The 21,339-nt window shown below is 66.1% G+C and carries 20 protein-coding genes and 2 tRNA genes; 9 read left to right on the top strand and 13 right to left on the bottom strand.

Annotated features, from left to right (window positions below; all coding sequences use genetic code 11):
- Positions 1 to 125: 125 nt before the first annotated feature.
- The 9 genes from LE197_RS22805 to lbcA form a co-directional block, all read right to left on the bottom strand.
- A tRNA-Met gene (locus LE197_RS22805) sits at positions 126 to 202 on the bottom strand.
- Positions 203 to 380: 178 nt separating this feature from the next.
- On the bottom strand, positions 381 to 1,481 hold the full coding sequence (gene ychF, locus LE197_RS22800; RefSeq protein WP_003099270.1) for a redox-regulated ATPase YchF: 1,101 nt from the start codon (positions 1,479 to 1,481) through the stop codon (positions 381 to 383).
- Between the two features lie 40 nt (positions 1,482 to 1,521).
- Entirely contained in the window at positions 1,522 to 2,106 is a 585-nt protein-coding gene (gene pth, locus LE197_RS22795; RefSeq protein WP_003099278.1) for an aminoacyl-tRNA hydrolase, read from the bottom strand.
- Positions 2,107 to 2,147: 41 nt separating this feature from the next.
- Positions 2,148 to 2,762, bottom strand: a complete 615-nt coding sequence (locus LE197_RS22790) for a 50S ribosomal protein L25/general stress protein Ctc (protein ID WP_003099279.1) — start codon at positions 2,760 to 2,762, stop codon at positions 2,148 to 2,150.
- Between the two features lie 116 nt (positions 2,763 to 2,878).
- Entirely contained in the window at positions 2,879 to 3,820 is a 942-nt protein-coding gene (locus LE197_RS22785; protein WP_003099281.1) for a ribose-phosphate pyrophosphokinase, read from the bottom strand.
- A 55-nt stretch (positions 3,821 to 3,875) separates the two neighbouring features.
- Positions 3,876 to 3,950, bottom strand: a tRNA-Gln gene (locus LE197_RS22780).
- Positions 3,951 to 3,986: 36 nt separating this feature from the next.
- On the bottom strand, positions 3,987 to 4,835 hold the full coding sequence (ispE, locus tag LE197_RS22775; RefSeq protein ID WP_003146058.1) for a 4-(cytidine 5'-diphospho)-2-C-methyl-D-erythritol kinase: 849 nt from the start codon (positions 4,833 to 4,835) through the stop codon (positions 3,987 to 3,989).
- A gap of 1 nt (position 4,836) precedes the next feature.
- Positions 4,837 to 5,454, bottom strand: a complete 618-nt coding sequence (gene lolB, locus LE197_RS22770) for a lipoprotein insertase outer membrane protein LolB (RefSeq protein WP_003095005.1) — start codon at positions 5,452 to 5,454, stop codon at positions 4,837 to 4,839.
- Positions 5,455 to 5,458: 4 nt separating this feature from the next.
- On the bottom strand, positions 5,459 to 7,231 hold the full coding sequence (lbcA, locus tag LE197_RS22765) for a proteolytic complex protein LbcA (protein ID WP_003162407.1): 1,773 nt from the start codon (positions 7,229 to 7,231) through the stop codon (positions 5,459 to 5,461).
- Positions 7,232 to 7,374: 143 nt separating this feature from the next.
- Here lbcA and hemA point away from each other — a divergent pair, with 143 nt between their 5' ends.
- The 6 genes from hemA (at position 7,375) to pagL (ending at position 12,769) form a co-directional block, all read left to right on the top strand.
- Positions 7,375 to 8,643, top strand: coding sequence for a glutamyl-tRNA reductase (hemA, locus tag LE197_RS22760; RefSeq protein WP_003095001.1), 1,269 nt, complete (start codon positions 7,375 to 7,377; stop codon positions 8,641 to 8,643).
- A gap of 17 nt (positions 8,644 to 8,660) precedes the next feature.
- Positions 8,661 to 9,743 carry a peptide chain release factor 1 gene (gene prfA, locus LE197_RS22755; protein WP_003099290.1) on the top strand — a complete coding sequence of 361 codons (1,083 nt, stop codon included), beginning with the start codon at positions 8,661 to 8,663 and terminating at the stop codon, positions 9,741 to 9,743.
- A gap of 1 nt (position 9,744) precedes the next feature.
- Entirely contained in the window at positions 9,745 to 10,575 is an 831-nt protein-coding gene (gene prmC / locus LE197_RS22750; RefSeq protein ID WP_003121049.1) for a peptide chain release factor N(5)-glutamine methyltransferase, read from the top strand.
- Positions 10,569 to 11,327, top strand: a complete 759-nt coding sequence (locus LE197_RS22745) for a molybdopterin-synthase adenylyltransferase MoeB (protein ID WP_003099296.1) — start codon at positions 10,569 to 10,571, stop codon at positions 11,325 to 11,327. The genes prmC and LE197_RS22745 overlap by 7 nt, the downstream gene beginning before the upstream one ends.
- Positions 11,317 to 12,114 (top strand): glutamate racemase, encoded by a 798-nt coding sequence (gene murI / locus LE197_RS22740; RefSeq protein ID WP_003099300.1) that lies wholly within the window; start codon positions 11,317 to 11,319, stop codon positions 12,112 to 12,114. The genes LE197_RS22745 and murI overlap by 11 nt, the downstream gene beginning before the upstream one ends.
- A gap of 133 nt (positions 12,115 to 12,247) precedes the next feature.
- Positions 12,248 to 12,769, top strand: coding sequence for a lipid A 3-O-deacylase (pagL, locus tag LE197_RS22735; protein ID WP_003099307.1), 522 nt, complete (start codon positions 12,248 to 12,250; stop codon positions 12,767 to 12,769).
- 125 nt (positions 12,770 to 12,894) lie between these two features.
- On the opposite strand, the gene phrB is transcribed toward pagL, so the two are convergent.
- From phrB to LE197_RS22715, 4 genes are all read right to left on the bottom strand, one after another.
- Positions 12,895 to 14,340: a deoxyribodipyrimidine photo-lyase gene (gene phrB / locus LE197_RS22730; protein WP_003121048.1), complete on the bottom strand. Its 1,446-nt coding sequence runs from the start codon at positions 14,338 to 14,340 to the stop codon at positions 12,895 to 12,897.
- The gene (locus tag LE197_RS22725) at positions 14,337 to 15,236 is read right to left on the bottom strand and encodes a MerR family transcriptional regulator (protein ID WP_003094990.1); all 900 of its coding nucleotides are present in this window, start codon (positions 15,234 to 15,236) and stop codon (positions 14,337 to 14,339) included. Before LE197_RS22725 ends, phrB begins: the two co-directional genes overlap by 4 nt.
- A 9-nt stretch (positions 15,237 to 15,245) precedes the next feature.
- On the bottom strand, positions 15,246 to 16,202 hold the full coding sequence (locus LE197_RS22720) for a DUF523 and DUF1722 domain-containing protein (RefSeq protein WP_003099314.1): 957 nt from the start codon (positions 16,200 to 16,202) through the stop codon (positions 15,246 to 15,248).
- 152 nt (positions 16,203 to 16,354) lie between these two features.
- Positions 16,355 to 17,338: an NAD(P)/FAD-dependent oxidoreductase gene (locus tag LE197_RS22715; RefSeq protein WP_003457069.1), complete on the bottom strand. Its 984-nt coding sequence runs from the start codon at positions 17,336 to 17,338 to the stop codon at positions 16,355 to 16,357.
- Positions 17,339 to 17,751: 413 nt separating this feature from the next.
- Here LE197_RS22715 and LE197_RS22710 point away from each other — a divergent pair, with 413 nt between their 5' ends.
- The 3 genes from LE197_RS22710 to LE197_RS22700 all read left to right on the top strand — a co-directional run bounded on the left by LE197_RS22710 (position 17,752) and on the right by LE197_RS22700 (position 21,338).
- Entirely contained in the window at positions 17,752 to 18,669 is a 918-nt protein-coding gene (locus LE197_RS22710; RefSeq protein WP_017002048.1) for a TIGR01777 family oxidoreductase, read from the top strand.
- On the top strand, positions 18,666 to 19,688 hold the full coding sequence (gene hemH, locus LE197_RS22705; RefSeq protein WP_023108788.1) for a ferrochelatase: 1,023 nt from the start codon (positions 18,666 to 18,668) through the stop codon (positions 19,686 to 19,688). Before LE197_RS22710 ends, hemH begins: the two co-directional genes overlap by 4 nt.
- A gap of 276 nt (positions 19,689 to 19,964) precedes the next feature.
- A complete protein-coding gene (locus LE197_RS22700; protein ID WP_003099328.1) occupies positions 19,965 to 21,338 on the top strand; it encodes a spinster family MFS transporter in 1,374 nt (457 codons plus the stop codon).
- Position 21,339: the final 1 nt, after the last annotated feature.

Here is a 21,339-nt window from a genome sequence, read left to right as displayed (position 1 = left end):
GTAGAGCCCCGCAGATGCGGGGCTTTTTTATGCGAACCGTAAATCGGTAAAGGGGGGCGTAGACGGTTTGTAGTCTGCCGACCAAAACAAAAAGGGGTTAGCTTGCGCTAACCCCTTGAAAAATATGGTGGCTACACCGGGACTTGAACCTGGGACATCAGCATTATGAATGCTGCGCTCTAACCGACTGAGCTATGTAGCCGAGTGGCGCGCATTTTCCGTATCTCGGGCGGGGCTGTCAACCCCTGGGGCTAGATAATTTTCTGATCTTTCAATCGTTTAGACGGAAGGGGTCGGATCGCCGGAGAGAGGGCGATGGGGAGGGGCAGGAGCGAAAAGCCCCGGCGCTTGGCCGGGGCTTTCCTGGGACGGGAAGGGGATTACACGTTGAAGCGGAAATGCATCACGTCGCCGTCCTTGACGATATAGTCCTTGCCTTCCAGGCGCCATTTACCGGCTTCCTTGGCGCCCTGTTCGCCCTTGAACTGGATGAAGTCGTCGTAGGCGACCACTTCGGCGCGGATGAAGCCTTTCTCGAAGTCGGTGTGGATCACGCCGGCGGCCTGCGGGGCGGTGGCGCCGACGCGGACGGTCCAGGCGCGGACTTCCTTCACCCCGGCGGTGAAGTAGGTCTGCAGGTTGAGCAGGCCGTAGCCGGCACGGATCACACGGTTCAGGCCGGGTTCCTCGAGACCGAGGGACTCGAGGAACATGTCCTTCTCTTCGCCGTCTTCCAGCTCGGCGATCTCGGCTTCGATCTTGTTGCACACCGGCACCACCACCGCGCCTTCTTCCTCGGCGATGGCCTTCACCACATCCAGGTGCGGGTTGTTCTCGAAGCCGTCCTCGGCGACGTTGGCGATGTACATCACCGGCTTGCTGGTCAGCAGGTGGAAGCTGCGCACCAGGCGCTTCTCCTCGTCACCGAGGTTCTTCAGCAGCGAACGCGCCGGCTTGCCTTCGGTGAAGTGGGGGATGAGCTTTTCCAGCAGGGCCTTCTGGGCCAGGGCTTCCTTGTCGCCGCCCTTGGCGTTGCGGGCGACTTTCTGCAGTTGCTTCTCGCAGCTGTCGAGGTCGGCGAAGATCAGTTCGAGGTCGATGATCTCGATGTCGCGCTTGGGGTCGACGCTGTTGGACACGTGGATCACGTTGTCGTCTTCGAAGCAGCGCACCACGTGGGCGATGGCGTCGGTCTCGCGGATGTTGGCGAGGAACTTGTTGCCCAGGCCCTCACCCTTGGAGGCGCCCGCCACCAGGCCGGCGATGTCGACGAATTCCATGGTGGTCGGCAGTACGCGCTCGGGCTTGACGATCTCGGCCAGGGCGTTCAGGCGCGCGTCGGGCATCGGCACGATGCCGCTGTTCGGCTCGATGGTGCAGAACGGGAAGTTTTCCGCCGCGATACCGGATTTGGTCAGGGCGTTGAACAGGGTGGACTTGCCGACGTTGGGCAGGCCGACGATGCCGCAGTTGAATCCCATGCTATGTCCCTCGCGCTCAGACAGGCGCTAGAAAAGTGGTTCAGGCCTTCTGGCTGTGCAGCTTCTGCATCGCCCGGGTCCAGTCCCCGGCGAGCATTTCCGGCAGCACGCCGAGGGCGAAGTCGATGCTGGTGTCGAGCAGTTCCTGCTCGCTGCGCGGGGCGCGGCCGAGCACGTAACCGGAAACCAGGCTGCTGTGCCCCGGATGGCCGATGCCAAGCCGCAGGCGATGGAAAGAATTCTGATTGCCGAGCTGGGCGATGATATCGCGCAACCCGTTGTGCCCGCCGTGTCCGCCGCCGGTCTTGAGCTTGGCGACGCCAGGGGGCATGTCGAGTTCGTCGTGGGCCACCAGGATGGCGTCCGGGGCGATCCGGAAGAATCCCGCCAGCGCCGCCACGGACTGGCCGCTGCGGTTCATGTAGGTGGTCGGGATCAACAGACGAACGTCCTTGCCCTGGTGGCTGAACTTGCCGACCAGGCCGAAATACTTGCGGTCAGCCACGAGGCTGACGCCCTGGGCATGCGCCAGGCGCTCAACGAAAAGGGCCCCCGCGTTATGCCGGGTCTGGTCGTATTCAGGACCCGGGTTTCCCAGGCCAACGATCAGTTGTACGGCAGTCACGACGGGAGCCCCTCTCTATAAAAAGGCGATCGAGTAATGAATTACTCGGCGGCGCCTTCTTCGCTACCTTCTTCCTTCACCACGCGGGAAGCGTGGATGTTGGCAACGGCCAGGTCGTTGCCGTGGGCCAGTTGTACCAGCTCGACGCCTTTCGGAGCCTTGAGGTCCGACAGGTGAACGATCTGGCCCAGCTCGACCTTGGCCATGTCGACTTCGATGAATTCCGGCAGGTCTTTCGGCAGGCAGGAAACTTCGACTTCGGAGATGGTGTGGGAGATCTCGCCACCGGCTTGCTTGACGCCAACGGCTACTTCTTCGTTGATGAAGTGCAGCGGTACGTGGGCGGTCAGCTTGTGGTCGGCGACCACGCGCAGGAAGTCGGCGTGCATCACGAAGCCTTTCGCCGGATGGCGCTGCAGGGCCTTGATCAGTACGGTTTCCTTGGCGCCGCCAACGTTCAGGGCGATCACGTGGCTGAAGGCAGCCTCGTTTTCCAGGAGCTTGGCGATTTCGCGCAGTTCCAGGGTTACGGACTGGGGCTCTTTGTCGCCGCCGTAAACGACAGCAGGAACCAGACCGGCGTTACGACGCAGGCGGCGGCTCGCACCTTTCCCCAGATCGGAACGCACTTGGGCATTCAGAATAAAGTCGACCATTGTGTATCTCCAAAAATAACAATGCGCCCGAACGCTTGCGACCAGCGTTCGGGCGATTTCAAAGGCCCCGCCGGAGCGGGGCGTTTTCGTTCAGGCGCGTTCGCCGAGGCTGGGCCTCAGCGGAACATCGCGCTGATCGATTCTTCGTTGCTGATCCGGCGCATGGCTTCCGCAACGACCGGAGCGATGTCCAGCTGGCGGATGCGGCCACAGGCCTGGGCAGCGGCGGACAGCGGGATGGTGTTGGTCACCACCAGCTCGTCCAGTACGGATTTCTCGATGTTCTCGATGGCACGGCCGGACAGCACCGGGTGGGTGCAGTAGGCGATGACCTTGGCGGCGCCGTGCTCTTTCAGGGCCTTGGCGGCGTGACCGAGGGTGCCGGCGGTATCGACCATGTCGTCTACCAGTACGCAGGTACGGCCTTCGACGTCACCGATGATGTGCATCACTTCGGACTGGTTGGCCTTGGGACGACGCTTGTCGATGATCGCAAGGTCAACGCCCAGGGACTTGGCCACGGCGCGCGCGCGCACCACGCCGCCGATGTCCGGGGAGACGATCATCAGGTTCTCGAAGCGCTGGTCTTCGATATCGTCCACCAGCACGGGGGAACCGTAGATGTTGTCTACCGGGATATCGAAGAAGCCCTGGATCTGATCCGCGTGCAGGTCGACCGTGAGGACACGGTTGACCCCGACGACGGTCAGCATGTCGGCCACTACCTTGGCGCTGATGGCCACGCGGGCGGAACGCGGACGGCGATCCTGGCGGGCATAGCCGAAGTAGGGGATGACAGCGGTGATACGAGTGGCCGAGGAGCGGCGGAAGGCATCGGCCATCACCACCAGTTCCATCAGGTTGTCGTTGGTCGGCGCGCAGGTCGGCTGAATCAGGAATACGTCCTTGCCGCGGACGTTTTCGTTGATTTCGACGCTGATTTCGCCATCGGAGAATTTGCCAACTGAAACATCGCCAAGAGGAATGTGCAGCTGACGCACGACGCGTCGTGCAAGATCGGGGTTAGCGTTCCCCGTGAAGACCATCATCTTGGACACGCTACAGGTACCTGTGTCGACCGAAGGGATCCGGATGAAATACAGAAGAGGAAAATGGCAGGGGCGGCTGGATTCGAACCAACGCATGGCAGGATCAAAACCTGCTGCCTTACCGCTTGGCGACGCCCCTGTGGTATTGCTCGAATGCCGTTTCGGCATTCCTTTCTCAGACCAGAGTTTCCAGCTTCCGGTGCAACATCGAGATGTTGCTTCCTTTGGCGACGAACCTCTGAAGGTGGTCTGGAAGAAGGGCCGAGACTTTATCAGCTTCAGCTTTGTTTGGGAAGCTCCCAAACACACAACCTCCAGTGCCGGTTAATCTAGCTGAAACAAATTTGTTTAGCAAGATCAAAGCGTTACGAACTTCTGGGTAACGCCTCTCGACTACCGGCTGACAGTCGTTTCGGCTGTCCCCCTCGAGAACGGTGCGCACTTTAATGGCGGGAGAATCGCGTGTCAACAGTGGATCTGAAAAAATTTCTGCTGTGCTGACAAGTACTTGCGGAACCACGACGAGATACCAGGGCTCCGGGATGTCCACCGGGGTGAGCTTTTCGCCCACGCCCTCGGCGAAAGCCGCGCGTCCGCGGGTGAAGACCGGCACGTCGGCGCCCAGGCGCAGGCCCAGGGCGGCGATGCGGTCCTCGTCCCAGCCGAGTTGCCATAGATGGTTCAAGGCCAGGAGCGTCGTGGCGGCGTCGGAGCTGCCGCCGCCGATGCCGCCCCCCATGGGCAAGCGCTTGTCCAGCCAGATGTCGGCGCCTTGCGGGCTGCCGGAGGCTTCCTGCAGCCCGCGCGCGGCGCGCACGATCAGGTTGCTGTCGTGCGGCACCCCGGCGATTTCCGTGTGCAGGCGTACCTGGCCGTCCTGGCGGGCTTCGAAATGCAGCTCGTCGCCGTGGTCGAGGAATTGGAACAGGGTCTGCAACTCGTGATAGCCATCGTCGCGGCGGCCGAGGATATGCAGGAACAGATTGAGCTTGGCCGGGGCTGGCAGGCTGAGGCGCACGCTCATGTCAGCGGCCGAGCTGGCGCGGCTGCCAGTCCTTGATCACTAGGGTGACGTCGAGGTCCTGGCCGTGCAGTTTCAGGCGCTCGGGTAGCCAGTAGCCGTTCTGTTCGGCGTAGCGGGTGTATTCGATCTGCCAGCCGTCCTGTTCCAGGCGCGCCAGGCGGCTGTCGGCGTCGAGGGTCAGGCGGCTCTTGCTGTCCGGCGCCGGGAGGCCGCGTACCCACCAGAGCAGGTGCGAGACCGGCAGGCGCCAGCCTAGTTGTTCTTCCAGCAGTGCTTCCGGGGACTCCGCCTGGTAGCGGCCCTGCCCGGCGACCTCCAGGCTCACCGCGCCTTCACGCCCGGTCAGGCGTGCTGCGCCGCGGCCGAGCGGGCCGGACAGGCGGATGTCGTAGTAGCCCTGGCGCTGCAGCCAGAACAGGGTGCCGCTGCCGGAGTCGCGCGGGGCGCGGATGCCGACCTTGCCGTCGATCTGCCAGGCATCCAGCTCGCTGAGTTGCTGCTTGTGGGTTTTCCAGGTCTGCGCATCGCCCTGGCCTTCCAGGGCTTCGTGGGAGGTCAGGCCGGCGCAGCCGCTGAGCAGGGCCAGCGCGGAGGCGGCGAGGAAAAGACGTAGACGCATGGTTTCAAGGAGTCTCGGCGCCGGTCAGGCGCTTGATGGTGCGGCGCAGCACGTCGCTGTCGGGCTGCTTGTCGAGGTATTCGCGCCAGATGGCCCGGGCGTCGTCTTGGCGCCCCTGGGCCCAGAGGACTTCGCCCAGGTGCGCGGCGACCTCGTGGTCGGGGTAGCGCTGCAGCGCCTGGCGCAGGTAGCGCTCGGCGTCCGCCAGCTTGCCCTGGCGATAGTTGATCCAGCCCATGCTGTCGAGGATCGCCGGGTCGTCCGGGTTCAGCTTGTGCGCCTTGAGGATCAGCTCGCGCGCCTCGGTGTAGCGGGTAGTGCGGTCGGCCAGGGTGTAGCCGAGGGCGTTGAGGGCCATGGCGTTGTCCGGCTCGCGGGCGATGACGAAGCGCAGGTCCTTTTCCATCTGCGCCAGGTCGTTGCGCTTCTCCGCCAGCATCGAGCGGGTGTAGAGCAGGTTGAGGTCCTCCGGGTACTGCTTCAGACCCTCCTGGATGGCCTGCCATGCCTTTTCCTGCTGGTCGTTGTTGGACAGCGCCTCGGCTTCGATCAGGTACAGCTGGATGGCGTAGTCGGGTTGCTCGCTGCGCGCCTTGTCCAGGCGCTGGGCGGCTTCGTCGACTCGACCGGCCTTGAGCAGGACGTCGGTCTGGCGCAGTTGCGCCGGGAGGAAGTCATTGCCCGGGCCGACCTGGGCGTACTCGTCGAGGGCACGCGCGGTGTCCTTCTGTTCCTCGGCGAGGCGGCCGAGGTTGAAGTGGGCGGCGTCGACGTGGCTGTCGCGCTCGACCAGTTCTTCCAGGTAGATCCTGGCTTCGTCCCAGGCCTGGGCTTCCAGGCAGACCAGCGCCAGGGAGAAACGCAGGTCGTCGTCGTCGGGGAATTGCTGGACCAGTCCGGCGAACTCGGCCTTGGCGTCGTCCAAGCGGTTCTGCTCCACCAGCAGGCGCGCGTAGGCGAGGCGCACGCGCTTGTCGTCCGGGTGTTCCTTGATCCCGGCCTTGAGCAGCGGCAGGGCCTCGTCGCTGCGCTTCATGCTCTGCAACAGGCGCGAGCGGAGCAGCAGGGGGGCCACTTCGTGGCGGCTTGCGGAGTTGTCCTCGAGCAGGGTCAGGGCTTCGTCCGGGCGGCCGTCCTGTTGCAGCAGCAGGGCCTTGCCGAACAGCAACTGGCCGTTGTTCGGGTATTTCTTCAACAGGTGGTCGAAGCTCTGCAGCAGGCCGGCGCGGGTATCCGGGTCGGTCTCCGCGGCAGACAGGGCGAGGAAGTCGAAGTGCGTGTCGCCCTGGCCGTTGAGGACCTTCTCCATGTACACCATGGACTCCTCGTAGCGCCCGGCGCGGGCCAACTGGATCGCGGCGGCGCGTTGGGCATCGAGGTTGTCCGGCGCGCTGCGCGCCCAGAGCAGGGAGGTGTCGAGGGCTTCCTGGTCGGCGCCGAGGTATTCGGCGATGCGGAAGGCGCGCTCGGAAACCCCGGGGTCGCGGGTTTTCTGCGCCTGCACCACATAGTTGCTCAGGGCGATGTCGAAGCGGTTGCGCTGCCCGGCCAGTTCGGCCACCAGCAGCGAATACAGGCTGTCCTCGCTGAAGGAGCCGTACTTTTCCGGCTTGGCCTTGGTCTCGACCGCGGTGTCTTCCACCGGCGGGGTGCCATCGGGAGTCTTGTGGATAAGTGACTGGCAGCCGCCGAGCAGCAGCGTGACGGTCAGCAGCGCAAGGGATTTGTTCATAGAGGAAGAAAGCCGGCCTTGAACCTGCGAGGGTGGCGCCATCATGACATAAGCCGTCCGGCAAGCCCAAGGGGGCCGGGACGGGCGTCGACGAAGCTGTCTATGGGGTCAATACATCGGCAATGGTTGTCCTGCCCTTGGCGAAGTAGGAGAATTGCGCGTTTCCCCGATTAGCTCAGCGATCCTGCATGGCCTTCATTGCCCTCGGCATCAATCACAAGACCGCCTCGGTGGCTGTCCGCGAGCGCGTGGCTTTCACTCCGGAACAGATGGTCGAGGCGCTGCAGCAGCTCTGCCGCCTGACCACCAGCCGCGAGGCGGCCATCCTGTCGACCTGCAACCGGAGCGAACTCTACCTGGAGATCGACCATCCGACCGCGGACGACGTGCTCGCCTGGCTGGCGGACTACCATCGCCTGACTCTCGACGAGTTGCGCGCCTGTGCCTATGTGCACCAGGACGAAGACGCGGTGCGCCACATGATGCGCGTGGCCTCCGGCCTCGACTCGATGGTCCTCGGCGAGCCGCAGATCCTCGGCCAGATGAAGTCGGCCTACGCCGTCGCGCGCGAGGCCGGCACCGTCGGTCCGCTGCTCGGCCGCCTGTTCCAGGCCACCTTCAGTACGGCGAAGACCGTCCGCACCGATACCGCCATCGGCGAGAACCCGGTGTCCGTGGCGTTCGCCGCGGTGAGCCTGGCCAAGCAGATCTTCAGCGACCTGCACCGCAGCCAGGCGCTGCTGATCGGCGCCGGCGAGACCATCACCCTGGTCGCGCGCCACCTGTTCGAGCAAGGCGTGAAGCGCATCGTGGTGGCCAACCGCACCCTGGAGCGCGCCAGCCTGCTCGCCGAGCAGTTCGGCGCCCATGCGGTGCTGCTTTCGGAGATACCCGAGGAGTTGGCCAACAGCGATATCGTCATCAGCTCCACTGCCAGCCAGTTGCCGATCCTCGGCAAGGGCGCCGTGGAGCGCGCGCTGAAGCAGCGCAAGCACAAGCCGATGTTCATGGTCGACATCGCCGTGCCGCGCGACATCGAGCCGGAAGTCGGCGAACTGGACGACGTCTACCTCTATAGCGTCGACGACCTCCACGAAGTAGTGGCGGAGAATCTCAAGAGCCGCCAGGGCGCTGCCCAGGCCGCCGAGGAACTGGTCGGCAGCGGCGTCGCCGAGTTCATGCAGCGCCTGCGCGAACTGGCTGCGGTGGACGTGCTGCGCGCCTATCGGCAGCAGGCCGAGCGCCTGCGCGATGAGGAGCTGGGCAAGGCCCAGCGGCAACTGGCCAACGGTGCCGACCCCGCCGAGGTGATGGCCCAGCTGGCCCGCGGCCTGACCAACAAACTGCTGCACGCGCCCAGCGTGCAGATGAAGAAAATGTCCGCCGAGGGCCGCATCGACGCGCTGGCCCTGGCCCAGGAGCTGTTCGCCCTCGACGAGGGCGCGCCGCGCCACTGACCGGTACCTATGCCTGCATGAAAGCTTCTCTGCTGAAAAAGCTGGATGTCCTCAGCGATCGCTACGAAGAACTGACGGCGCTGCTCGGCGACGCCGAGGTGATCAGTGACCAGACCCGCTTCCGCGCCTATTCCCGCGAGTACGCCGAGGTCGAACCGGTGATCCTGGCGTTCCGCGACTACCGCAAGGTGCAGGCCGACCTCGAGGGCGCCCAGGCGTTGCTCAAGGACAGCGACCCGGAGTTGCGCGACCTCGCCGAGGAGGAGGTCGCCGAAGCGCGCGGCCGCCTCGCCGCCCTCGGCGACAGCCTGCAGCGCATGCTGCTGCCGAAGGATCCCAACGACAGCCGCAACGTGTTTCTGGAAATCCGTGCCGGCACCGGTGGCGACGAGGCGGCGATCTTCTCCGGCGACCTGTTCCGCATGTATTCGCGCTACGCCGAGCGCCAGGGCTGGCGGGTCGAGACGCTGTCGGAGAACGAGGGCGAGCACGGTGGCTACAAGGAAGTGATTGCCCGGGTCGAGGGCGACAACGTCTACGCCAAGCTCAAGTTCGAGTCCGGCGCGCACCGCGTGCAGCGGGTGCCGGAAACCGAATCCCAGGGCCGGATCCACACTTCCGCCTGCACCGTCGCGGTGCTGCCGGAGCCGGACGAGCAGGCAGCGATCGAGATCAACCCGGCCGACCTGCGGGTGGACACCTACCGTTCCTCCGGTGCCGGCGGCCAGCACGTCAACAAGACCGACTCGGCGGTGCGCATCACCCACATTCCCAGCGGCATCGTGGTCGAGTGCCAGGAAGAGCGCTCGCAGCACAAGAACCGCGCCAAGGCCATGGCCTGGCTGGCGGCCAAGCTCAACGACCAGCAGCAGGCCGCGGCGCAGCAGGCGATCGCCAGCACGCGCAAGCTGCTGGTGGGCTCGGGCGACCGCTCGGAGCGCATCCGTACCTACAACTTCCCGCAAGGGCGGGTCACCGACCATCGCATCAACCTCACCCTGTACTCCCTGGGCGAGGTGATGGAGGGCGCGGTGGAACAGGTGATCGAGCCGCTGCTGCAGGAATACCAGGCCGATCAACTGGCGGCCCTGGGCGACTGACATGACCACTATCTGTACCCTTCTCAAGGATTCCCAACTGCCCGATTCGCCCAGCGCCCGGCTCGACACCGAGTTGCTGCTGGCGGCGGCGATGGGCAAGCCGCGCAGCTTCCTGCGTACCTGGCCGGAGCGCATCGTGCCGCGCGAGGCCAACGAGCGGTTCGACGACTGGATCGCCCGTCGGCGCAACGGCGAGCCGGTGGCCTACATACTTGGCCACCAGGGCTTCTGGAGCCTGGACCTGGAGGTCGCGCCACACACACTGATCCCGCGCCCGGACACCGAACTGCTGGTGGAAACCGCGCTGGCGACCCTCGCGGCGGATACCGCTACGGTGCTCGACCTGGGCACCGGCACCGGCGCCATCGCCCTGGCCCTGGCCAGCGAACGGCCGCTGTGGACGGTGACTGCGGTGGACCGCGTGGAAGAGGCCGTGGCGCTGGCCGAGCGCAATCGCCAGCGGTTGCTCCTGGAGAACGTCGAGGTGCGCCGCAGCCACTGGTTCTCCGCTCTCGATGGCCGACGCTTCCGGATGATCGTCGGCAATCCGCCGTATATCCCTGCCAGCGATCCGCACCTGAGCGAGGGCGACGTGCGTTTCGAGCCGAAGAGCGCGCTGGTCGCGGGTAGCGATGGCCTCGACGATATCCGCCAGATCGTCGCCCAGGCGCCGCAGCATTTGCTGGACGAAGGCTGGTTGCTGCTCGAGCACGGCTATGATCAAGGGGCGGCGGTGCGCGAACTGCTCGGCGCCCGCGGCTTCGCCGGGGTACATACGTTGCGCGACCTCGGCGGCAACGAGCGGATCACTCTCGGACAATGGGCATGCTGAGCGACGAGGAACTGCTGCGCTACAGTCGCCAGATCCTGCTGGCGCAGGTCGACGTCGAGGGCCAGCTGCGCCTGAAGCGCAGCCGCGCACTGATCGTCGGTCTTGGCGGCCTGGGTTCGCCGGTGGCGCTGTACCTGGCCGCGGCCGGGGTCGGCGAGCTGCACCTGGCGGATTTCGATACGGTCGACCTGACCAACCTGCAACGGCAGGTCATCCACGATGGCACCAGCGTCGGTGTCGGCAAGGTGGAGTCGGCGATGCGCCGGCTGGGCGCGCTGAATCCGCAGATCCGCCTGGTCAGCCATAGCGCCGCGCTGGACAAGGACTCCCTCGATGCCGCCGTGGCGGCGGTCGACCTGGTGCTCGACTGCACCGACAACTTCGCCACCCGCGAGGCGGTCAACGTCGCCTGCGTGCGCGCCGGCAAACCCCTGGTCAGCGGCGCGGCGATCCGTCTCGAGGGCCAGCTTTCGGTATTCGATACCCGCCGCGACGAAAGCCCCTGCTACCACTGCCTCTACGGGCACGGCAGCGAGGCCGAGCTGACCTGCAGCGAGGCCGGCGTGATCGGTCCGCTGGTGGGGCTGGTCGGTAGCCTGCAGGCGCTGGAGGCGCTCAAGCTGCTGGCCGGTTTCGGCGAACCGCTGGTGGGCCGCCTGCTGCTGGTGGACGCCCTCGGCACGCGCTTCCGCGAATTGCGGGTGCGTCGCGATCCTTCCTGTGCCGTCTGCGGGCAACGCCATGGCGGTTGAGTCGGCCGCGGTCGGCGTTTTCGATTCCGGGGTCGGCGGGCTCAGCGTATTGCGTGAGATTCGCGCGCGCCTGCCATCCGAATCGTTGCTCTACGTCGCCGACAACGCCCATGTGCCCTACGGCGAGAAGAGCGCGGAGTACATCCGCGAACGCTGCGAGCGGATCGGTGATTTCCTTCTGGAGCAGGGCGCCAAGGCTCTGGTACTGGCCTGCAATACCGCGACGGCTGCGGCTGCGGCGGAATTGCGCGAACGTTATCCGCAGGTGCCGCTGGTGGCCATGGAGCCTGCGGTGAAGCCGGCCGCGGCGGCCACCCGCAACGGTCGGGTCGGCGTCCTGGCCACCACCGGAACTCTGAAGAGCGCGCGTTTCGCCGCCTTGCTCGACCGCTTCGCCAGCGACGTACAGGTCTTCACCCAGCCCTGCCCGGGGCTGGTCGAGCGCATCGAAGCCGGCGATCTCTATGGGCCGCAAACCCGGGCACTGCTGGAACGCCTGCTGGCGCCCATCCTCGAACAGGGCTGCGATACGCTGATCCTCGGCTGTACTCATTATCCCTTCGTCAAACCCCTGCTGGCCGAGCTGATCCCGGCGGAGATGGCGGTGATCGATACGGGAGCGGCTGTCGCCCGGCAGCTGGAGCGCGTATTGTCGGCGCGGGCGCTACTGGCCTCTGGCCAGGCCGCGACGCCGCGTTTCTGGACCAGCGCGCTGCCGGAGGAGATGGAAAGGATCCTGCCGATCCTCTGGGGAAGCCCGGAAAGCGTAGGAAAATTAGTCGTTTAGTCGTTCCTGGCAGACGTGTCAGCGATTTTTTGAACTAAAGCGTTTGGTCTAGTATCTGCTTTAGTAAGTGCGCTCTTATAATGCGCAGCTTGAATGCGGGGGCTTTCATGCAACTTTCGAAAAGGACGTTTCAATGAAGAAACTACTTCCGCTGGCCGTTCTGGCCGCACTTTCCTCCGTCCACGTGGCGTCCGCCCAGGCGGCGGACGTCTCGGCCGCCGTCGGTGCGACCGGCCAGTCGGGCATGACCTATCGCCTGGGCCTGAGCTGGGATTGGGACAAGAGCTGGTGGCAGACCTCCACCGGGCGCCTGACCGGCTACTGGGATGCGGGCTACACCTATTGGGAAGGTGGCGATGAAGGCGCCGGCAAGCATTCGCTGTCGTTCGCTCCGGTATTCGTCTACGAGTTCGCCGGCGACTCGATCAAGCCATTCATCGAGGCCGGTATCGGCGTGGCGGCGTTCTCCGGCACCCGTGTCGGCGACCAGAACCTGGGTTCCTCCCTGAACTTCGAAGACCGCATCGGCGCCGGCCTGAAGTTCGCCAACGGCCAGTCGGTCGGCGTTCGGGCGATCCACTATTCCAACGCCGGCCTGAAACAGCCGAACGACGGTATCGAGTCCTACAGCCTGTTCTACAAGATCCCGATCTAGTCGGCACGGGCGAAAAAAGCCGGGTTCATCCCGGCTTTTTCATGCCTGCGATTCTTCCGCCACGCCGCACCGCCCTATGGAAAGAGCGAGCCATTTGGCGGGAGGCGATAGCTCGCTGACGCGCCCTACGCGCGACCATCGCGCGGCGGCAGGTTGCGGAAAGCCGCCAGCGCCCGTTCGCGGCTGGCCTTCAGGTCGACCATCGGCCGTGGATAGTCGACCCCGGCGAACAGCCCCAGGCTGGACGGATCGTGGATCGCCTTGCGCTCCAGGCCGGCCAGTTCCGGCAGCCAGTGGCGGATGAACTCGCCGCGTGGATCGAAGCGTTCGGACTGCGAGAGCGGATTGAACAGGCGGAAGTAGGGGACCGCGTCGGTGCCGGTGGATGCGCTCCACTGCCAGCCGCCGTTGTTCGCCGCCAGGTCACCGTCGATGAGGTGGCGCATGAACCAGCGTTCGCCTTCGCGCCAGTCGATCAGCAGGTTCTTGCTGAGGAACATCGCTACCACCATCCGCAGGCGATTGTGCATCCAGCCGGTGGCGAGCAACTGGCGCATTGCCGCGTCGATGATCGGTATGCCGGTGCGCCCCTGTTGCCAGGCTTCGAGTTCCGCCGGGGCCTGGCGCCAGCGCAGGGCTTCGGTCTCCTCGCGGAAGGGGCGGTGCCGAGAGACCCGGGGGTAGCCGACCAGGATGTGCTTGTAGAACTCGCGCCAGAGCAGCTCGTTGATCCAGGTCGCGGCGCCTTGCTGGCCGCCGCTGAACTCGCCGCGGTTGGCAACCAGCGCGGCGTCCAGGCATTGCCTGGGCGAGAGTACGCCGGCGGCCAGGTAGGGCGACAGTTGGCTGGTGCCGGGAAGCGCCGGGAAGTCGCGCCGTTCATGGTAGTCGGCCAGATGCTGGTCGGCGAAGTCGCGCAGGCGTTCCTGCGCTACCTCTTCGCCTGCCGGCCAGAGGCGGCGCAAGCTATCGGCCGGCCGCGGGAAGGCGGGCACGGCATCCGGCAGCGGGTCGCTGGCCAGCGCGTGCGGTGGCTGGGGCTGCGGACGCGGGCGGACACCCGGCAGGGCCTGGTACAGCCGTTCGTGGCAGACCTTGCGGAACTGGCTGAACACCTGGAAATAGCCGCCAGTTCGGGTCAGCACCGAGCCGGGGGCGAAGAACAGCTGGTCGAGGTGGCTGTGGAAGGCCACGCCCTGTTCACGCAGGCGTTGGCCGACGGCCTGGTCGCGGCGTTCCTCGTTCACCCCGTATTCCTGGTTGACGTGTACCGCGCCGACTCCCAGCTCCCGACAGAGCCGGCCGATGACTTCCGGGGCTTGCCGCCAGTGGCCGCAGTCGCGCACCAGCAGCGGGATGTTCAGCGCGGCGAGCTGGCGTTGCAGCTCGCCCAGGTTGCGCAGCCAGAAGTCGACCTTGCAGGGCGCATCGTCGTGTTCCCGCCACTGCGCCGGGCTGAGCAGGTAGAGAGCCACGCAAGGGCGCCCATCGGCGGCGGCGAGGAGCGCGCTGTTATCGGTGGTTCGCAGGTCGCAGCGAAACCAGATCAGGTTCATCGGAAGTCCGTTCATGGGTTCAACAGACCTCGTTCGCCGAGCAGGCGGCGGGCTTCCAGGGGCGTGCTCGCCAGCAGCAGGCCAGTTAGCGCCAGGGTTTCGAAGGCTTCGCGCTGGATCTCCACGGCCGGTCCGACCAGCACCACCGGGCAGCTCACCCCTGCCAGCAGGCGCGGCAGGTGCTCCGGATTGAGGCGATGACTGGCGTACAGCAACACGCCGCGAGCTTCCAGGCGTTCGCAGGCCAGGGCCAGTTCGGCCGGTGGCAGCGGCCAGTCGAAGACCTGTAGCGGCACCTCGCCGCTGCCGAGCAACCAACTGCACAGCCAGAGGTTCGGTTCCAGCGACAGCTCGGACTGGTTGACCAGCAGCAGCGGCGCGCCCTGTTGCAGCCGTTGCTGGTGATAAAGGCGGGCGCCCAGCTTGCTGCGCAACCAGGAGAAGAAGAAGGCCCGCTCCATGCGCGCGCCGAACTGTCCCTGCCAGCGTCGTTCGAGGTGCTGCAGCAAGGGTTGCAGAAGCTTTTCGCAGAGGGTCGCTACCGGATAGAGCGACGCGGCCTGGTTGAACAGATCGTCGAGGCGTCGCTCGGCCAGCGCGGCGATGGCGTCCAGCAGCTGTTCGTGCAGGCGTTCCCAGGGGGATTCGACATCCGCCGCCGGGGTTTCCTCCGGACGCTCCAGCAGCGCGCGCACCTGGCTGATGGCGACGCCACGCTCGAGCCAGACGAGTATCCGGCGGATGCGCTCGACCTGCTCTTCGCTGTAGAGCCGGTGCCCCTTGCCGGTGCGTTGCGGCACCACCAGGCCATAGCGGCGCTCCCAGGCGCGCAGGGTGACCGGATGGACGCCGGTCAGACGAGTGACTTCGCGGATCGGCAGGCCGCCGCGTTCGAGGTGGGGCGAGTTCATCGGGAAATCCTAGAGCGCGTTGCGCAGGCCGAGTTCGGTCGGGTGCGGTTGCAGGTAGGCCTGCTGGGCGATGTATGCATGCGGGTGGCGACGGAAGTGGTGCTTTAGCAGGGTCAGCGGTACCACCAGCGGCACGCTGCCATGCCGGTATTGCTCGATCAGCTCGCGCAATTCACGCCTGTCTTCGGTTGCGAGGTCGCGTTTCAGGTAGCCGCTCAGGTGCAGCAACACGTTGCCATGGCTGCCGCGGGTCGCGCAGCGGCGCAAGCCCTGCATCAGCTCGCCGAAGTAGCGAGTGCCGAGGGCTTCCGGCTGGTAGTGGCCGGCTTCGCCGAGCAGGCGGCCGAGGCTGCGGTAGTGCTCCGGCGAATGGGCCAGCAACTGGTACTTGTAGCGGCTATGGAAGGCGACGATGGCCGAATGGCTGAGGCCGCGCTGGCGCAGGGCCTGCCAGTGGGCATGGGCATACACGCGGGTGAGGAAGTTCTCCCGCAGGACCGGATCGTGCAGCCGGCCTTCTTCTTCCACCGGTAGCTCCGGCAAGGCTTCGCAAAGGGCTGCGGCGAAGCGTCCACGGCCTTCGGCGCGCGGCGCGCCGCCGCCTTCTGGATAGACCTTGACCCGTTGCAGCCCGCAGGACGGCGAGCGTTGCATGAAGATGAAACCGTCCAGCGTATCCGCCCGTTGCGCCACCCGCCGCGCATATTCGGCGAGCGCTCCGCCGACCGCCAGGCCGTCGCGGCTCCGCGCCTCGGCGGCTTCCGGAGTGCCTTCCAGGCGAATCGCCGGGCGCGGCGTGCCCAGGCCGATGGCCTGTTCCGGGCAGAAGGAGACGAACTCGACGTGCCGCGCCAGTTCCTCGCAAAGCGCGGATCGCTTGTGGCCGCCGTTGAAGCGCACCGGTTCGCCGAGCAGGCAGGCGCTGATGCCGAGTCGGGGCGTCAGGGAAGGGTGAGATTCGTGCATCGGTGTCGTCTCCCAAGGGGAAAGGAGGTTCGCGCGCAGCTCGACAGCCAGGCGGTCATACGACACATCCTAGAACTTATCTTGTACAGGTCAATGTATTTGTATAGGTATTTTTTTGTCACATCGGGCCGCCAGGCGACGGCCCGATCCCCTCAGAGATGTTCCAGCAGGCGCCGCGCGGCTTCCTGGCCGCTGAGCCAGGCGCCTTCGACGCGGCCGCTGGAGCACCAGTCGCCGCAGGCGTAGATGCCCAGGTCGGGATCGCCGAGGGCGCCCCACTGGTGGGCCTCCGCCGGGCGTGCATAGAGCCAGCGGTGGGCGATGCTGAAGGCGGCTTCCGGTACGGCGCAGCCGATCACTTCGGCGAAGGCGCAGCGCAGGTGCTCGACCACGTCCTCCTTGGCCATGTCGATGTGCTGCCGGCTCCACTGGCTGGTGGCGTGCAGCACCCAGGTGTCGAGGGTGGTGTCGCGCCCCGGCTTGCTGCGATTGCAGGCCAGCCAGGCGATCGGACTGTCGTGCACGAAGCAGCCCTGCACCGGGGTGTCGAGTACCTCGCGGAAGCCCAGCGCCACCGCCCAGGTCGGCTCCATGACCACGCTCGCGGCGGTGGCCGCCAGTTTCGGCACGCTGGCCAGCAGCGGCGTGGCCTGGGGAGCGGGGATGGCGATCAGGACCTGGTTGAACGGACCGTGGTTCTGTCCCTCGGAGTCCTGCAGGTGCCAGTGCTGCTTGCCGCGGAAGACCTCGGTGATGCGGCAGGAGAAGACCACTTGCAGATCGGTGAGCAGGGCGCGGGTGATCGCACTCATCCGCGGGATGCCGACCCAGCGTGGCTGCTCGTCCGGGGAGGGGCTCAGCTGGCCGTCGCGGTATTGGTAGAGAGCGGGTTTCCACTCGTCCACCCAGCCTTCCTCGCGCCAGTGTTGCAAGGCGTCGAGGAAGCGCCGGTCGCGGGCGGTGAAGTATTGCGCGCCGAGGTCCAGCGTGCCGGCCTCGCTGCGCTTGCTGGCCATGCGGCCGCCGCTGCCGTGGCCCTTGTCGAACAGTTGTACGGTCTGGCCGGCGGATCTCAATGCGTGGGCGGCGGAAAGCCCGGCGATGCCAGTACCGATGATGGCGATGGGGACGCTCATGACATGCCTCTCTGGTTGTGTAGCGTCTGGACAGGCGAATCAGGTTTCTTGTACAAGCTTGATTTAATGTACAGTATTGTGCGTGCTTCGAGGCGCACCTTGCATCGCGCCGATGGCGCGCTTGCGGCGCACGGCTCGCTTCCTGGCCTGTCGAACCTTCAGACGTTCCGTTCGGAAGTATCAACCGAGTTATCTGAAGAATAGACGGCTGGCGCCGTTCACTAAGGCACCAGTGCGATGCAAGCCCTGTTCCTTGGCTGAGTCGAAAACGACGCCAGGGTTCCCCGGCCGGAGCCGACGGATCTTCCATCCACAGGATAACGCCGGAATGGGGGAAGGATGCACGGTCATCGGGCAGATCGATGTCCAGGGTCCAGACTGAAAGGGCACGCAGGCAAAACGAGGAGACAGCCATGCACATTCTCTTGACCGGCGGTACCGGCCTGATGGGTCGCCGCCTGTGCGCCCGCTGGCGACAGGCCGGGCACCGGCTGACCGTGTTCAGCCGGCGGCCGCAGCAGGTGGAATCGCTGTGCGGCGTCGGCGTGCGCGGCATCGATCGTTTCGACGAGTACGGCGACCAGCCGCTCGACGCGGTGGTCAACCTGGCCGGCGAGCCGATCGCGGACAAACCCTGGAGTCACAAGCGCAAGGCCCTGCTGTGGGAAAGCCGGGTACGCCTTACCGAGCGCCTGGTGGAATGGCTGGACGCTCGCGAGCAGCGCCCGGACCTTCTGTTATCGGGTTCTGCGGTGGGTTGGTATGGCGACAGCGGCGAGCGCCCGGTGACCGAGGAGGGGGCGGCGGCCGGCGAGGATTTCGCCAGCGAGCTATGCCTAGCCTGGGAGCAGATCGCCCGCGAGGCGGAGAAGCTCGGCACCCGTGTCGTGCTGTTGCGCACCGGCCTGGTGCTGGCCCCCGAGGGCGGCTTCCTCGGGCGCCTGTTGCCGCTCTACCGGCTCGGCCTGGGCGGACCGCTGGGTGACGGCCGGCAATGGATGCCGTGGATTCATATCGAGGATCAAATCGAGCTGATCGATTTTCTTTTGCGGCGGACCGATGCCAGCGGTCCCTATAATGCGTGCGCTCCCAACCCGGCGCGCAACCGCGATTTCGCCAAGGCCCTGGGCCGGGCGCTGCACAAGCCGGCGCGGATACCGACCCCCGGGTTCGTCCTGCGCCTCGGGCTGGGAGAAATGTCCGGATTGCTGCTCGGCGGCCAGCGAGCCTTGCCGCAACGCTTGCAGGACGCCGGCTACCGTTTTCAATTCACCGACCTGGACGTGGCGCTGGCCGATGTCCTGGCCGCCCGACGAAAGGATCAGGCATGACCGAGAATGCCCTGCTGTTGCTCAACCTGGGCTCCCCGGATTCGACCCGGGTGGAGGATGTCCGCCGCTATCTCGACCAGTTCCTCATGGATCCCTACGTGGTCGACCTGCCCTGGCCGCTGCGGCGCCTGCTGGTGTCGCTGATCCTGATCAAGCGTCCGGCCGAATCGGCGCACGCCTACAGCTCGATCTGGTGGGACGAAGGGTCGCCACTGATCGTCCTCAGTCGTCGCCTGCAGGAGGCGATGAAGCCGCACTGGCCGCATGGGCCGGTGGAACTGGCGATGCGCTACGGCCAGCCGGCCATCGAGAAGGTCCTGCTCGACCTGGCGCGCCGCGGTATCCGGCGGGTGACCCTGGCGCCGCTGTATCCGCAGTTCGCCGACAGCACCACGACCACCGCCGAACAGGAGGTGCGCCGGGTGATCGCCGCCCATCGCCTGGGCCTGGAGGTCAGCACGCTGCCGCCGTTCTACGACCAGCCGGTCTACCTCGATGCCCTGGTGGAAAGCGTGCGTCCGTACCTGCAGCAGCCCCACGACCATCTGTTGCTGAGCTTCCATGGCTTGCCCGAGCGGCACATCCGCAAGCTGGTGAAGGATCCTGCCCACGACCTGCTGGCCGAGAACAGCCGCAACGTCAGCCCCGAAGCCCTCGCCCTCTGCTACCGCAGCCAGTGCCTGCGCACCGCCGAGGCCTTCGCCGAGCGCGCCGGCCTGGAGCAGGGGCGCTGGTCGGTGTCGTTCCAGTCGCGCCTGGGGCGCGCCAAGTGGATCGAGCCCTATACCGACGCCAAGCTCGACGAACTGGTGCAGCGCGGGGTGAAGCGCCTGCTGGTGATGTGTCCGGCGTTCGTTGCCGACTGCATCGAGACCCTGGAGGAAATCGGCATGCGCGGCCGCGAGCAGTTCATCAGTGCCGGCGGCGAGGACCTGGTGCTGATTCCCTGCCTCAACGACCACCCCGCCTGGGTCGGCGCCCTGGCCGACATGAGCGGGCGCCTGGCCAGGGCGCTCTGAGAGCCTGTTCATGGATCCGCTGCGCGTCGCGGTGTGACGGCTTTGAAAGCAGGGTTTCAGTCCTGTCCTGCTCCAACTCCAGCTCGCGAGATGCTGGACAGGCTCTGAGCGCATGCGGCGGCGAATGACCTGGCGGTCATTCGCCGGAACCCGCTTCCCGCATTCAGCAGTTCTATAGTCCCTCGCCCTGGGTATAAGCCCGGATGTTGCCGGCTTATCCTGCCTGTCGACCCCTCCCTTCGCATCCGCCGCTTCGGCGGCGTCCAGGAGTTCGGCATGCATAACAACAATAACGGCTATCCCTCCAACCTTGCGGCCTGGACCACGGTGGCGATCCTCATGGTCGCCTATGTGCTGTCCTTCATCGACCGGCAGATCCTCAACCTGCTGGTCGGCCCGATCCGTCGCGACCTGGCCATCAGCGATACGGAAATGAGCCTGCTGATGGGCTTGTCCTTCGCCCTGTTCTACACCCTTTGCGGTATCCCGCTCGGACGCATGGCCGACAACCGCAGCCGGCGCGGACTGATCCTGTTCGGCGTGCTGGTGTGGAGCGCGATGACCGCGGCCTGCGGCCTGGCGCGCAGCTATTGGCAGTTCCTCACCTTCCGGGTCGGCGTCGGGGTCGGCGAGGCGGCGCTGTCGCCAGCGGCCTATTCGCTGATCGCCGACAGCTTCCCGCGCGAGCGTCGGGCGACGGCGATCAGCGTCTACTCGATGGGCATCTACCTGGGCTCGGGGCTGGCCTTCCTGCTCGGCGGGCTGGTGATCAAGTTCGCCTCGGCCCAGGGCGACGTGCACCTGCCGCTGTTCGGCGAGGTGCGCCCGTGGCAATTGATCTTCCTCATCCTCGGCGCCGCCGGCGTGCTCTTCTGCCTGTTGCTGCTGGCGATCCGCGAGCCGGCCCGGCGCGGAGTCGGCGCAGGCGTGGCGGTGCCGCTGGGCGAGGTCGGCGCCTACCTGCGGGCCAACCGCAAGACCGTGCTCTGCCACAATTTCGGTTTCGCCTGCCTGTCCTTTGCCGGCTACGGCAGCGGCGCCTGGGTGCCGACCTTCTTCGTCCGCACCCACGGCTGGGACGCCGGTCATGTCGGGGTGGTCTACGGCAGCATCGTCGCGGTGTTCGGCTGTCTCGGCATCGTCTTCGGCGGGCGCCTGGCCGACTACTGGGCGAAGCGCGGGCGCAGCGACGCGAACATGCGCGTCGGGCTGCTCGCCGCCTGGGCGGTGATTCCCTTCACCCTGGTCTATCCGCTGCTGGACAACGCCAATTGGGCGGCGGCGCTGATGGCGCCGACGGTGTTCTTCCTGAGCATGCCGTTCGGCGTGGCCCCGGCGGCGATCCAGGAGATCATGCCCAACTCGATGCGCGGCCAGGCCTCGGCGATCTACCTGTTCGTGGTCACCCTGTTCGGTCTCGGCGTGGGCCCGACGGCGGTGGCGCTGGTCACCGATTTCGTCTTCGCCGACGACATGGCGCTGCGCTACTCGCTGCTGCTGGTGACCCTGGCCGCGGTGCTTGGTGCGGTGGTCCTGCTGGGGATCGGCCTCAAGCCCTATCGCGCCAGCCTGGAGCACCTGAAGGACTGGAGCCTGCGACGGGAAGGCGAGGGCGGCGAGGATTGGAAGGCGTCCCGGCAGCCGGCCTGAC

The sequence above is a fragment of the Pseudomonas sp. PS1(2021) genome, assembly GCF_020405165.1.
Classification (GTDB): Bacteria; Pseudomonadota; Gammaproteobacteria; order Pseudomonadales; family Pseudomonadaceae; genus Pseudomonas; species Pseudomonas aeruginosa.
This window is presented reverse-complemented; position numbering and strand designations above follow the sequence as displayed.

Coding starts and splice junctions, on each gene's coding strand:
- ychF (WP_003099270.1), bottom strand. CDS start 1,481: ATGGGATTCAACTGCGGCATCGTCGGCCTGCCCAACGTCGGCAAGTCC.
- LE197_RS22790 (WP_003099279.1), bottom strand. CDS start 2,762: ATGGTCGACTTTATTCTGAATGCCCAAGTGCGTTCCGATCTGGGGAAA.
- ispE (WP_003146058.1), bottom strand. CDS start 4,835: ATGAGCGTGCGCCTCAGCCTGCCAGCCCCGGCCAAGCTCAATCTGTTC.
- lolB (WP_003095005.1), bottom strand. CDS start 5,454: ATGCGTCTACGTCTTTTCCTCGCCGCCTCCGCGCTGGCCCTGCTCAGC.
- lbcA (WP_003162407.1), bottom strand. CDS start 7,231: ATGATGGCGCCACCCTCGCAGGTTCAAGGCCGGCTTTCTTCCTCTATG.
- hemA (WP_003095001.1), top strand. CDS start 7,375: ATGGCCTTCATTGCCCTCGGCATCAATCACAAGACCGCCTCGGTGGCT.
- prfA (WP_003099290.1), top strand. CDS start 8,661: ATGAAAGCTTCTCTGCTGAAAAAGCTGGATGTCCTCAGCGATCGCTAC.
- prmC (WP_003121049.1), top strand. CDS start 9,745: ATGACCACTATCTGTACCCTTCTCAAGGATTCCCAACTGCCCGATTCG.
- LE197_RS22745 (WP_003099296.1), top strand. CDS start 10,569: ATGCTGAGCGACGAGGAACTGCTGCGCTACAGTCGCCAGATCCTGCTG.
- murI (WP_003099300.1), top strand. CDS start 11,317: ATGGCGGTTGAGTCGGCCGCGGTCGGCGTTTTCGATTCCGGGGTCGGC.
- pagL (WP_003099307.1), top strand. CDS start 12,248: ATGAAGAAACTACTTCCGCTGGCCGTTCTGGCCGCACTTTCCTCCGTC.
- phrB (WP_003121048.1), bottom strand. CDS start 14,340: ATGAACGGACTTCCGATGAACCTGATCTGGTTTCGCTGCGACCTGCGA.
- LE197_RS22725 (WP_003094990.1), bottom strand. CDS start 15,236: ATGAACTCGCCCCACCTCGAACGCGGCGGCCTGCCGATCCGCGAAGTC.
- LE197_RS22720 (WP_003099314.1), bottom strand. CDS start 16,202: ATGCACGAATCTCACCCTTCCCTGACGCCCCGACTCGGCATCAGCGCC.
- LE197_RS22715 (WP_003457069.1), bottom strand. CDS start 17,338: ATGAGCGTCCCCATCGCCATCATCGGTACTGGCATCGCCGGGCTTTCC.
- LE197_RS22710 (WP_017002048.1), top strand. CDS start 17,752: ATGCACATTCTCTTGACCGGCGGTACCGGCCTGATGGGTCGCCGCCTG.
- hemH (WP_023108788.1), top strand. CDS start 18,666: ATGACCGAGAATGCCCTGCTGTTGCTCAACCTGGGCTCCCCGGATTCG.
- LE197_RS22700 (WP_003099328.1), top strand. CDS start 19,965: ATGCATAACAACAATAACGGCTATCCCTCCAACCTTGCGGCCTGGACC.